Annotated in this window: 7 protein-coding genes; 5 read left to right on the top strand and 2 right to left on the bottom strand. The window is 49.0% G+C overall.

What is annotated here, in order from left to right:
- The 5 genes from IAQ59_RS10950 to IAQ59_RS10970 all read left to right on the top strand — a co-directional run bounded on the left by IAQ59_RS10950 (position 1) and on the right by IAQ59_RS10970 (position 8,627).
- Entirely contained in the window at positions 1 to 933 is a 933-nt protein-coding gene (locus IAQ59_RS10950) for a hypothetical protein (RefSeq protein ID WP_209330843.1), read from the top strand.
- A gap of 236 nt (positions 934 to 1,169) precedes the next feature.
- Positions 1,170 to 2,822, top strand: a complete 1,653-nt coding sequence (locus tag IAQ59_RS10955) for a M28 family metallopeptidase (RefSeq protein WP_209330844.1) — start codon at positions 1,170 to 1,172, stop codon at positions 2,820 to 2,822.
- 65 nt (positions 2,823 to 2,887) lie between these two features.
- Positions 2,888 to 4,060, top strand: a complete 1,173-nt coding sequence (locus IAQ59_RS10960; protein ID WP_209330845.1) for a hypothetical protein — start codon at positions 2,888 to 2,890, stop codon at positions 4,058 to 4,060.
- An 86-nt stretch (positions 4,061 to 4,146) separates the two neighbouring features.
- Complete coding sequence (locus tag IAQ59_RS10965; protein ID WP_209330846.1) at positions 4,147 to 5,496, top strand: neutral/alkaline non-lysosomal ceramidase N-terminal domain-containing protein; 1,350 nt, start codon at positions 4,147 to 4,149, stop codon at positions 5,494 to 5,496.
- A 50-nt stretch (positions 5,497 to 5,546) separates the two neighbouring features.
- The gene (locus IAQ59_RS10970) at positions 5,547 to 8,627 is read left to right on the top strand and encodes a PVC-type heme-binding CxxCH protein (RefSeq protein ID WP_209330847.1); all 3,081 of its coding nucleotides are present in this window, start codon (positions 5,547 to 5,549) and stop codon (positions 8,625 to 8,627) included.
- Positions 8,628 to 9,494: 867 nt separating this feature from the next.
- Here IAQ59_RS10970 and IAQ59_RS10975 read toward each other — a convergent pair.
- Both IAQ59_RS10975 and IAQ59_RS10980 read right to left on the bottom strand, forming a co-directional pair.
- Positions 9,495 to 10,454 (bottom strand): hypothetical protein, encoded by a 960-nt coding sequence (locus IAQ59_RS10975; protein ID WP_209330848.1) that lies wholly within the window; start codon positions 10,452 to 10,454, stop codon positions 9,495 to 9,497.
- Between the two features lie 11 nt (positions 10,455 to 10,465).
- Positions 10,466 to 11,902: an MBOAT family O-acyltransferase gene (locus tag IAQ59_RS10980; RefSeq protein WP_209330849.1), complete on the bottom strand. Its 1,437-nt coding sequence runs from the start codon at positions 11,900 to 11,902 to the stop codon at positions 10,466 to 10,468.
- Positions 11,903 to 12,525 lie beyond the last annotated feature (623 nt).

Below are 12,525 nucleotides of genomic sequence, written 5' to 3' on the forward strand. Positions count from 1 at the left end.
ATGAGGTTATTTATACAAAAGACACTTTTATTTCTCATCCCTTTCGGTATTTACTTTATCCTTGTGCTTGTCATAGATCCGTTTAATTATTTTAACGGTTATGGGTATAATGAGCCTTCCCGTAAATACGATATTGCGGAGGAGCAGTCACCCCATTTATTTAAAATGATAAAATTTAAAAATGAGCCGAAGCGAAATATTGTCATAGGGGATTCGAGGTCAAATGCATTATATTACCGTTTTGAGCAACAAAATTGGGGCAATTTGGCATATGGTGGAGCAAGTTTACGGGAAATGATCGATTCTTTTTGGTATGCGGTGTCGATTTCTCCTATAGATTCGGTGGTTATGGGGATAAGTCTAAATCTTTATAATAAGTACAATAAGCGTTTTTGGATAGAAGAGTCTTTGGAAAGGCAAAGCAGCGTTTTTGGTTATGCTCTTAACACCTATACGTTTAATACGATGGTTACTTATTTGTCTAATTCGGTTTACGAGACACAGCCTGTGGTAGATAATACAAACGCTTTTGATAGCCTAAAGCGCGTTTATTGGGAAGAAAAGCTAGCTGAAACAGATAAGTTTTTTAGTGCAATGGGTTATCCGGAAGAGTATTACAACGAATTAGCAAAGATTGCCCAATACTGTGAAGACAATGAAATACACCTCTTACTTTGGATTCCTCCCAATCACCGAGACTACCAAGAAGCGCTGATACCCTACCATTTGGAGGCTTATACGGATCAGTTTAAACGAGATTTATTAGCATTGGATCGAGTCTATGATTTTAATATTCCATCTACTATGACTTCAGATTATGAAAGCTTCCGGGATCCGGTTCACTTTACGGATGAAGCAGGAGTCCTGATATTTGAAGTTTTGACCGGGAAACGGCCAGCAAACGGACTTTGCGAGTTGTTGGACCAGAGATAATCGGCATGGGAAATTTGAAATGGATATAATATGAGTTAATGCTATCGGGTATGCTGTCTAAGTTGTTGTTCTGACCTGAAAAACGCCCATCTAATCCATTTTTTGAACAACAGCAACTATCATACCAGGGCATTTGGTATCCGGTGGTTTAGTATACAGGTTGCAGTATACAGAAATTTCGGCTAATTTCGGTTCACGTTGAGCCACCTTCATTTTCTTCTATAGTTACCTTTTATATGAACCATCTCCCGCAACTACTTCGTAAAACCCCGCTTGCTATCCTATTGATCACTTGGTTTGTGTCCTGCCAATCCGTAAACACGGACCAAGCGTTGACGGTCCAATTAGATAACTTAGAAAAGCATATTCAAGTGCTTTCCTCCGACGAGTATATGGGGCGGATGCCTTTTACTGAAGGTGAAACCAAGACCTTGGCCTACTTGTCGGAACAGTTTACTGCACTTGGGCTGACACCGGGCAACGCCGGCAGCTTCGAGCAGGGCGTGCCGCTCAAATCAGTCACCACGCAGGCAAATCCTCAGATGGAAGTTCGGACTGGCCAAGTATCCCATGTTTTTGAGGGACTGAAAGATTATGTGCTCTGGACGCAGCGTGTGGGAGAGTCGCTCAACGTGGACGATGCGGAACTGGTCTTTGCTGGTTTTGGCATTGTCGCCCCCGAGTATGGTTGGGATGATTACCAAAACCTGGATGTGGAAGGAAAAATCGTGCTGGTACTCGTGAACGACCCCGGTTTTGGATCGGACGATCCGGCATTTTTCAAAGGCAATACCATGACCTATTATGGACGTTGGACGTACAAATACGAAGAGGCTGCCAGGCAGGGTGCTTTGGGTTGTCTGGTTATCCATAACACCATTCCCGCAGGGTACGGGTTTAATGTGGTTCAAAACAGTTGGAACACCACCAAGCTCTACCTAGATGCCAAGGATGGCTCGGAGCCAAACTTGAGTGTGGAGGGATGGGTTTCCTACCCCATGGCTACCAAATTGTTTGAATTGGCCGGGTACAATGACCGGGAGCTGCTGGCAAAGGCAAGGAGTCGCGAATTTAGCCCCATTCCCCTGGGACTGCGTGCGCGTACCGATATGGAAGTAGCGGTTGCCTACAATACCTCCAATAACCTTATCGCAACGATTCCGGGCGCCACTCGGCCCGATGAGTACATCGTCTACACCGCTCATTGGGATCACCTGGGCATAGGCAAGCCGGACGAAAGAGGAGATTCGATTTACAACGGCGCCCTGGATAATGCAAGTGGTACAGCGGCTCTATTGGAAATAGCTCGTTCATTCGCCGAGTCGTCGGAGAAGCCCGACAGAACGGTGGTGTTTTTAGCTGTAACAGCGGAAGAGCAAGGGTTGTTGGGGTCTGCCCACTATGCCCAAAACCCGGTGTTCCCCTTGGAGAAAACAGTGGCCAATATCAACATGGACGGTATCAATCCGTACGGCAGAATGCGGGATATGGAGCTGGTAGGCATGGGACAGTCCGAACTGGAGGATTTAGCGGCGGAAGAGTTGGAAAAGGAGGGACGATACGTGGCACCGGAATCCAACCCAAGTGCCGGTTTTTATTTTCGGTCCGACCATTTTAATTTTGCCAAAAAAGGCGTTCCTGCCCTGTACATGGGGACAGGGATTGACCATGTCGAGAAAGGAAAGGTATTTGGCAAGGAGCTGGCCGATAACTACGTGGCCCAGTACTATCACAAGTCCTCAGATGAATATGATCCGGACCGCTGGAACCTCGAGGGAGCAGTGGAAGACGTGGGTATTTATTATCGTGTGGGTCGTCGATTGGCTTTTTCTGATCATTGGCCGGCATGGAAGGATGGTTCGGAGTTCAAAGCCCAACGCAAAAAATAATATTTAAATAATTAGTTTTAACGAATTAATTAAGTAAATTAAGGCTTCATTCAAACTTTGTTCCAATGAAGCTTCCCATCCTCCCTTCTATCCTAACCGCCTTTATTTTGTTGCATGCTTCCTGTGGAACGCAACAAAACAATGAATCCAAGAGAAAGTCTTTCGAGTTGGTGGTCGTAGATTCACTGACATTCGACCACTTGGGACCTTACAACCTGCTGGATTATCACAAAGACAAGGGTTTGTATCTGTTTTCTGCGAAGCTGTTGGAGGGAACCTACTACTTAGTAAACGACGCAGGTGAAGTGGTCGCAGAAAATTCGCTGGCAGATGGTCCCAACGGGTTTGGCATGGTGCTTCATCGGGCGGGATTTGTGGGCGACGAGGTTGTGTTGGTAGGTACCAACCGTGTTTTTGTATACGATCTTCAATTGGTGCGACGGCGCGATTACCCATTTGAACAAGAGGTTCGTTTTCGGCTGATCCATGCCGTTCGTGATTACCTGGCTACTTATCAGTTGGACGGGAAGGAGTGGCCCTTGGTCAATATCAGCGAGCAGATCCTTCCCCGCTATCCGGTGGATTATTTCGATACCTTGAACTTGGTGCATCTGATGGATGTACAAACAGGAGAGGTCCGGAAGGGCGGAAAACTGGATGCACAAAGTGCCTTTATGCAGGGGCAGCTGAGTCCCTGGAATGACAAGCCCGTGTACTTTTCCGATAGGGAATCTGACCTGATCAGCGTGGTACTTTTTGGAGACTCGGTACTATACCAGATTGATCCCCGCCGTTCGTTTTCTACGGCAAACCGAATTTCATTGCCCCGTCCTCAGCCGGATGTGTGGAATGGCATTCCCATGGCGGATGCCACCATGGAAAATGTGCAGGCCGGAAGGCGAAAATCGGTGCTCAGCGGCACATTTTTTAATATGATGGGAAAAGGGAATGCTTTTTTGTTAGCCTATAAAACCGGCGGTAACGGCATGCTTTTGTCTGAAGAATTGGACAACGAGGCGAGGCGAAAGTTTCAGGAATCCCGAAAGGTTTTTTACATTCCCGTACGGGATGGAGAAGTTCAGGGCCATCCCATCGCATGGGATAAGCCAGGGGACCTGGTACTCGGAGTCGGCGAAAACCGCTACATACAGTATGCGACGGACCAAGCCGTCCTGCATGATTACGAAAAGGATTATCAGTGCTTTTACATTTTTGAGCTGCGGGAAAGGCAGCCCTAACAATGGACCGATCCATTGGTGTTTTTTCAGGTTGGATATGAGGGCAGAAACCGCTATCTTTTTGACGGTTATTCTTATGTAGATTTATGTCGCTGTCTTTCCTTCGCCTTTCCGTTCTCTCACTGGTTACTATCCTATTTTGCTGCCTACTTCCCTCGGTCCATGCGCCCGCACAAGGACTTCGTGCGGCTGTGGTCAAGACCGACATCACCCCCGAAAACTCGCAGTGGCTAGTTGGTTATGGTCCGCGCAAGTCCACCGGCATCCACGACCGCATCTATCATCGGGTGTTGGTATTGGATGATGGGAGCATTACTTTCTGCCTCATATCTTCCGACATCTGTTTGGTGTCACCCGCAGAGTACGACCGGGTGGCGGCGCGTGTCCAACAGGAGCTGGGAATTGAGCCACAAAACCTTTGGTGGACGGTAACCCATACCCACTCGGCTCCAGAAGTAGGGCCGCCCGGATTGCCGGAGGTGTTTATGAGTGAACGATACGAACACGAGTGGGACAGGGAATACACGGGCCTCGTGGAAGATAGATTGGTTTCCTCGATCGAAACAGCTTTGGCCTCGCTAGTGCCCGCCAAGCTAGGCATTGGTTGGGGGCATTCCAATGCCAATATTAACCGAAGGGCCATCGGTCCGGATGGCCGGGCTTCTTTGGGACTGAACCCCGACGGCCCGGTTGATCGGCGTATTGGGCTGATTCGGGTAGATCATCGGGATTCCGACCAACCCTTGGCATTGGTCGCCAATTATGCGATTCACGGAACCGTGCTTGGGCAGCCCCATACGGAGATTAGCGGGGATGCCCCGGGCATTGTATCGGCCTATGTGGAGGAAAAAATCGGTGCGCCCATGCTGTTTATTAACGGTGCGGCCGGGAACATTGCCTCCATCTATAGTACGTACGCCAACCCCCGTGCAGGTCACCTTTCTCAGTTTCAGGTACTGCTTGGGGATAAGATTTTAGATGCCAACCAGCAACTTGTGGGTACCTCTTCGGAGGTTTCACTCACATCCGGATCCGTGACCGTGTTGACGCCGCGCAAGGAGAGTCTGGGGTGGCCGGAAGATTTGGCTGCCTACAGTTCGGAAGCAGCAGATGGTACGCCAATGATACGGTTGCCCATTCGTTTTTTACGTGTAGGTGGGCAGTTGGCCATTTGGAGCGCACCCCTGGAGTTGTTTTGTGAAATTTCCAACGAAGTTAGGGATCAGTCTCCCTTTGATTATACCTATTATTATGGCTATGCCAATGGTTGGCTCGGCTACCTGCCCACGGCGGCGGCTTATGCCGAAGGAGGCTACGAAACCGATGTGGTTTCTGCCTTCACCCCCCGCGCAGGACAAGACCTGATACAAGCGGTGCTCGGTTACCTGCACGGGGAATTGAGGAACCGCCAACAAAAGCCGCCTTCTGCGGATTAATTCCCTGCACCCACCTTCAAGCCATTGTCAAACCATAAGTTGATACATCCATGATACTTCCTGCGTTTCGTTCACTTTCCCAGCGCTTTTCGCTTTTTTCCCTACGATCCCGTTGTACCGCCTTGCTGGGTGCTTGTGCTTGGAGATCCTTCAGTCTCGTTGTATGGGTGCTGGCAGTCTCCTGCAAGGGTGCCGACCGGGCGGATCAGGCGCCTTTCCAATCAATCCGGTCTTTTGAACTGATGGAAGGTTTTCAGATCGAGTTGATCGCGTCGGAGCCGTTGGTAGCGGATCCCGTGGATATGGAAATTGACGAGTATGGCAGGATGTACGTGGTGGAGATGCACGGCTATCCCTTGGATCTCAGCGGTAGTGGCAAGGTCAAGCTGTTGGAAGACACGGATGGGGACGGGGTGATGGATCGGAGTACGGTATTTGCCGATAGCCTGATCCTTCCTACTGGGATCATGCGCTGGAAGCAAGGTGTGTTGGTAACCGACCCTCCGCATGTGTGGTACCTGGAAGATAGAGATGGAGACGGCGTGGCCGATGTCAAGGAAGTACTGTTGACCGGTTTTGCCCGGTCCAATCCGCAGCATAATGTCAACAGCCCTCGATTGGCGATGGATAACTGGATCTACCTCGGCCATGAACCTGCGGTGACCACCAATCAGTACGAGGAATTGCTGGGAGATAAGGGCAGTGAAGTGCATTTCCCGGCCCAGGCAGATGGCGCACGCTTGCCCGTAAACGCAGCCGGTCGGGGTGTCCGGTTTAAGCCTGATAATTGGGACTTGGAATTGCTTTCCAGCCGAACCCAGTTTGGACATACTTGGGATGCCCACGGAAACCGTTTTTTGGTCAACAACAACAACCACGTGATCCACGAAGTGATGCGCGCCGAGTACCTCGGCCGCAATCCATATTTTCCGGTATCGAATACCACCCAATCCATTTCCGACCATGGTAACGCTGCCGAAGTTTATTCCGTGACCGAAAATCCGGAGCATCAGTTGCTGACCGATGTAGGAGTGGTAACCTCCGCATGTGGTCCCCTGATTTACTTGGGTGGGGTTTTTCCGGAGGCGATGGAAGGGGTCTTTTTCGTTAACGAGCCAGTAAGCAACCTGATTCACGCAGACCGCCTGATTCCGGCTGGGGCTTCTTTTACCGCTAGCCGCTTGTTGGAAAACAAAGAGTTTTTAGCCTCCAAAGATCCCTGGTTTCGTCCTGTGAACCTTTATGTGGGCCCCGATGGGGCCATGTATGTGGTGGACTATTACCGGCAGATCATCGAGCATCCCGAGTGGATGGCCGAGGAAGTGGTCAAGTCCGGGGCCTTGTATAACGGAACCGATCAAGGAAGAATCTACCGTATTTCTCCTACCGGCACAGAAAAAGCCCAGTGGAGTGGTCGGATAAGGTTGGGCGAGGCTTCGACAGCGGAATTGGTGGCCTACCTGGACCACCCCAACGTTTGGTGGAGAAACAATGCACAGCGGCTGCTGATAGACCGGGCCGACCCCACGTCTCTCGGGGATTTGAGAGCACTGTCGTCAAATGACGAAAAAGAATTTGGGCGACTGCATGCGCTATGGACCTTGGAAGGTATGGGAAAGCTGGATGAAGATCGGATCGTCGATGCCTTGCAATCCGTACACGCGGGGATACGTGCCAATGCCATCCGGCTTGCCGAGGGATGGCTTCCGCAATCGGCCAAAATGGTACCGGCATTGGTTTCCATGGATGACGACCCGGATCCAAAGGTTCGTTTTCAGCTCATGAATACCTTGGGAACGGTAGACCTGCGCGGTGTGGCGGAAGTTAGGCAGCGGTTACTCAAGCAGGACCTCTTCGATGAATGGGTGCAGGTAGCGGCCCTTTCGGCGGTGCCGGATCAGGTTCGATCCATGCTTCCGCAGGTTTTGGCAGATTTTGGGGAAGGCAGCCCGGAAAAGGCTTCGCTGCTGCGCAAGCTCGCCCGTATGGTAGGAGCAGAGGCAAACAGGCAGGCCGTGACGCAGCTGTTGGGACAGGCTATCGAATTGCCTAGCAAGGCCTGGCAGGCACCTTTGCTGGCCGGGCTTAACGAAGGGTTGAGGGGCAATCTGAGCGCAGATGACCTGTCGGCGGCACAGCTCCAAGAACTAAAGGGAGCCATTTTCGAACACCCGGATATTTCAGTGAAGGCGGCACTCGTACAACTGGCCGAAATGATGGGAACCCGAGGGGTCGCACTCAGTCTCCAAGAGCAAATGCTTGCGAAGCGCCTAGCTATGGATCCGCAACGAAGTGGGGAGGAGCGAGCAGTATATATTCGCTTAGCAGGGTTGGTGGTCGACCCAGAATTTACCGCTACGCAGTGGGGATGGATAGGGAGTATAGAGCCCTTGCCCGTGCAGCTTAGTGCTTTGCGCCAACTTGCCAAATCGGCTACCGGCGATTTTCAGGAGCGGCTCTTTGCGAGTTGGTCTTCACTTACACCGGAGCTCCGGGAGGCCGCACTTTCGACCATGATGGGCAGTAGCGCTTCTATTGAAAAGCTGCTGGAAGCATTGGATCAGGGTGTGGTACATCCCTCGCATTTGGGCTGGCCCCGTACCGTGCAGTTGATGAATCAAAAGGATTTGGCGCTAAAAGCACGTGCCCGGGAGATCCTGACCCGCCACGAAAGGGAACGGAAGGAGGTGCTGACACAGTATGAGGCGGCACTTGCGCTGGAAGGGTCGGCGTTGGAAGGGGCAAAAGTCTTCGATACCAACTGCGCCGTATGCCATCAGATGGGGAAGGATAGGGGGCAGGTATTTGGGCCCGATCTGGCCTCGCTGCGCAATCGCCGCTTGGAAAATATCCTGAGTGATATCTTGGACCCCAACCTGTCCATAGCGGATGGCTACGATCTCTGGTCTGTTGAATTGCAGGATGGGGAAACGGTACAGGGCTTGATTGCCTCGGAGACGCCTACGGCATTGGCCATTCGACAAGTCGGTGGCATGGAGCGTACGATTGCACGCGATCAGATTCAAAAGATTCAGACGTTGGGTGTTTCCGCCATGCCGGCCGGGCTAGAGGGGGGCATCAGCAAGCAGGAGATGGCGGATTTGTTGGCGTTTATTAAGAAGGGAGGGTAACCGCCAGAAGAGTTGGATTAATATAGCGTTGTGCCCTCAGTTCTTCATTTATTCCCATGTGCGGTATCGAAAGGGTCGTGATTTATTGTCGCGCCTCTAGTCGTTATTCAACTATCCGCACCAAAGGTGCAATATCAATAGCCTTGGGCAACGCCCAAGGAAGAATGAGAAAAAGTGGCTCAAGCGCCAACGGGGGGGAATCACAAGCAGATTCATAAGATTTAGACCCTGCACATATTCCTTACGTCCTCCGGCTTGGAAGGTGGCATAAGTAAGCGGGAGATGGTGGATTTGTTGACGTTTATCACACAAGTCTTTACTAATTAGGAAGATCCTCCCGAAGCAAATCCATTCAATGCCGTTCCGGGGTTGTTTTGGATGGATATTTCTTGAAATTTAGGGGTAGCCACTTTTTTTTCATAGTCGAATTATTTTATTCTGATTTGTTTTCGAATAGAAAAAACAACAGCCTCGTAATACGACTTAATTAGGATAAGATAAAACAGGAAAGTGACCCACCAAACGGTATGTATGTACCCTACCCATAGGCGGTTCATGTTTCGTACATGGTTAGGTTCAACCTAACCGGAGATCAGGAGGCCCCCCCTTCTCCAAAATCCTCTAATAAAACGTCAGCTCCACTATATGCACCCAACCTGATTTCAATCTCACTAATCTCTGGATTTGCCCATTCTTTTTTCATACGTAAAGCTGTTTTTGTGTCTGACTAATTGTTTAGTAAAAAATTTGATAGCTCATAAACCCGATAGGTTACCTACAGGTTTAACAGCGTCAATATTAGGTGACTAAGTTAAAGATTATTCTTCGTACCATACCATTTTTCCGCAGAATTTTTTTTCAGTTAGGTTAGTAAAAACCCAAGGTCTCTCCCAGTTCCTCCTGCAATCTTTCTGCCAACACAAGGCAAAATTCCTCAGCCCCCGCCTCGTTCAGGTGGATATCGTCGTGGAAGTACTGCGTGTTATGGCTGATTGGGTGGTCGCTGTAGTCCCACAGCACCGAGTTGTGACGCAAGGCCAGCTGCCGAGCCGTGTGCAAAACAGCTGATTTGTCTTCGTAATGCCGCTGTATAGTCTGGTATTCTGGCGAGTAAACAAAAAGAACAGCTATTCCCGCTGCTGCCAGATCGCCCAAAAGACGGTCCCATTCGGCTACTACCTTGGCATCTATCCGCGTGGGAATGCCTAGGGGGTACAGGTGGATAATCTCTTCTACTTGCCGTTTGTTATAGTTGCCCGGCAGCGCTTGGTAACCTTTTGTTTTGGGGTTTTCGTACTGATGCCAGGAGAAGTACTCCTGCAAGCCTACCTTGGCGGCATCAAATTTCCCAAAGTATTTGACCAAGGGCAAATAACGTAGAAATGCAGGCACCTCTCCCGTTCGGACTAGCTCCCTGCCAATAACGGAATCGGAAAGGTAGGGCATATAGGTTTTAGCACGGGTGCGGATATCTTCGAAAGAGTCGGAGTCTATGTTAAAAACCACCAGCTTGGGAGCTGCTTGGTGGTGTAGGTAATGGCGCAGTTTTGCCATCTGAACATAGGATTTCTGTGCTGCCTCACCCAGGTTGTAAGCGGAGATGCGCAGGGTTTTTTCCAGCAATGGTATGGCAAAGGTGTACTTTGTACGGGAGGAGCCAACGAAGAGTATTTCTGCACCTATAGGTCCGCGATAGATACGGTTCCAGTCGTGAAAAAGGTGAAAGTCTGTTTTCCGGAGGCCCTGATCGATGGAATACTGCAACAGGGCCGCGAACAATACCGATATACTGACAAAAAGCAACAGATTTCTCAGAAAGGACTTCATGTTAGGTCGGATCAAAACTGAAAATAGAGAAAGTCCTGCGGTTCTCTCCCAAAGAGAATCAGCAGCAACAATAGGGATGCATATATCGTCCAGCGTAGCGGCTTGGGTATGCGCATGCCCGACAGATCCAATCCGTGGCGCTTAAACCGTTGCAGCCATTCCACGCCCATCATAAGGGCTATTAGGGTCAGCAATTTGGCCTGGGATGCGGTGGGAATAGCCAAAATCTTCCAAGAAAGCATGCCATGAAGGTAAGCGAGCGCATCCGTTAGGGACTCGGAACGGAAGAATATGAACGTAAAGCAAACAAAGGCAAAGTTAAAAACCATTTTTACAAGGTCTGTCACCAAAATCCGATCAATGCGTTCGCCGATAGTACCATGGCTTCTGTGCTGCAATTTGAAGAGTATAGGCAGGTACATCATGCCGTGGAGTAGCCCAAAGACAACAAAAGTCCAATTTGCCCCATGCCATATCCCGCTTACCATAAATACGATTAATACATTTTTTACTTTCAACCAATTAGACGTGAAACCACCACCCAACGGGATGTAAAGATAGTCCCTAAGCCACGTAGTAAGCGATATATGCCACCTTTTCCAAAACTCGGCAATGTCACGGGAAAAATAAGGAAAGGCAAAATTCCTCATTAGACTGAAGCCAAAAAGCCTAGCTATTCCAATTGCGACATCTGAATATCCCGAGAAATCCCCATAAATCTGTATGGCAAACAAAACTGCTGCTAAAAAAAGTGTGTGGGGTTGGTAAATCTCGTATGCAGCAAAGACCTGATTGACGTATTCCGCGCATCCGTCGGCGATCACCACTTTTTTGAAGAGCCCCCAAAGGATCAGCCGAAGGCCATCGCTCCCTTGAGCGGAGTCAAAGGTTTTTTGGGTGGCAAACTGTGGCAGCAGGGATGTTGCCCGCTCAATTGGGCCGGCCACAAGCTGGGGGAAAAAGCTGACATAGGCAAAAAAGGTCAAGGGATCCCGGCAGGCGCTGACCTTTTTCTTATACACATCGATGGTATAGCCGAGTGTCTGAAAGGTGTAAAAACTGATGCCCACCGGAAGCACCAAGTTTAGGGACCAAGAGTTTTGGATGGGTACCCCAATGTAAGTGAAGGCGGTGGTGAAGTTTTCGACAAAGAAATTAAAGTACTTAAAAATCAGAAGTATACCTAGGTTGGTGATCAGGCTGGTGTAGAGTAATAATTTCCGGCGGGAGAGCTTCGTTTCCCGGTCCAATGCCGTGCCAATCCAAAAATCAACCAAGGAACTGACAAAGATCAGTCCCAAAAAGCGCGGGTCCCACCAGCCGTAAAAAAAGTAGCTGGCAAGCAGCAATAGCAGGGTTCGGAGTTTCGTTTTTTCTTTTGGTATAATCCAGTACAGGGCAAATACTAGTGGAAGGAAAATGCCGAACTCCAGGGAATTAAAGAGCATGCAAGTCGTCGTAGTGGAGAAAAGCCTGTAGATTTGGCATTTTCCAAGTTAAATAAAACATGGCTAAGCGAATCTGCATAGCCATGTTTTCCATTATTTCTACGTGTAATGAGTTTAAACAGGGGAACCTGTCAGGTCTCCCTTAATGCCCCCATCATTACCCGCATAAAAATCATTTCTTATTTCTAACGCATTCATCTCCGGATTTGTCCATTCTTTTTTCATAGCTGTTTATTGATTTAATTTACCAACAAGTGTACGTATTATAGTTTGGAATTGGAAATTTTTTCAATATAATATTTTATGAATAGCTAGGTATTAAAATAAAATTCATAAATAATTATCTGAGATGCATTTTAATTTATTCGAAAGCTCCACTACTTTTTCTACCTGGAATACCAAAACGCAAACGAGGGCTTTGCTTTTCGGTATATTGCGGCTTACGGATGCGCTATAGGAATTGGGTCAAAAGGGAACGTATCCGCTTAGCTGCTAGCGTGATAGGTTTGGCAGGTGGATTGGCGTCGGACTTGGGACGATAGTCGGATTGTTTTGTTACTTTCAATAGTACTACTTTACGGAGTTAAAAATTACTTGGTTAGGAGCTCCAAAATTGCTATATT

This window comes from Lunatimonas salinarum (assembly GCF_017811155.1).
Taxonomy (GTDB): Bacteria; Bacteroidota; Bacteroidia; order Cytophagales; family Cyclobacteriaceae; genus Lunatimonas; species Lunatimonas salinarum.

What these genes read in the sequence shown, in the direction of transcription:
- IAQ59_RS10950 (WP_209330843.1), top strand. Translation starts at nt 1, where the DNA reads ATGAGGTTATTTATACAAAAGACACTTTTATTTCTCATCCCTTTCGGT.
- IAQ59_RS10955 (WP_209330844.1), top strand. Translation starts at nt 1,170, where the DNA reads ATGAACCATCTCCCGCAACTACTTCGTAAAACCCCGCTTGCTATCCTA.
- IAQ59_RS10960 (WP_209330845.1), top strand. Translation starts at nt 2,888, where the DNA reads ATGAAGCTTCCCATCCTCCCTTCTATCCTAACCGCCTTTATTTTGTTG.
- IAQ59_RS10965 (WP_209330846.1), top strand. Translation starts at nt 4,147, where the DNA reads ATGTCGCTGTCTTTCCTTCGCCTTTCCGTTCTCTCACTGGTTACTATC.
- IAQ59_RS10970 (WP_209330847.1), top strand. Translation starts at nt 5,547, where the DNA reads ATGATACTTCCTGCGTTTCGTTCACTTTCCCAGCGCTTTTCGCTTTTT.
- IAQ59_RS10975 (WP_209330848.1), bottom strand. Translation starts at nt 10,454, where the DNA reads ATGAAGTCCTTTCTGAGAAATCTGTTGCTTTTTGTCAGTATATCGGTA.
- IAQ59_RS10980 (WP_209330849.1), bottom strand. Translation starts at nt 11,902, where the DNA reads ATGCTCTTTAATTCCCTGGAGTTCGGCATTTTCCTTCCACTAGTATTT.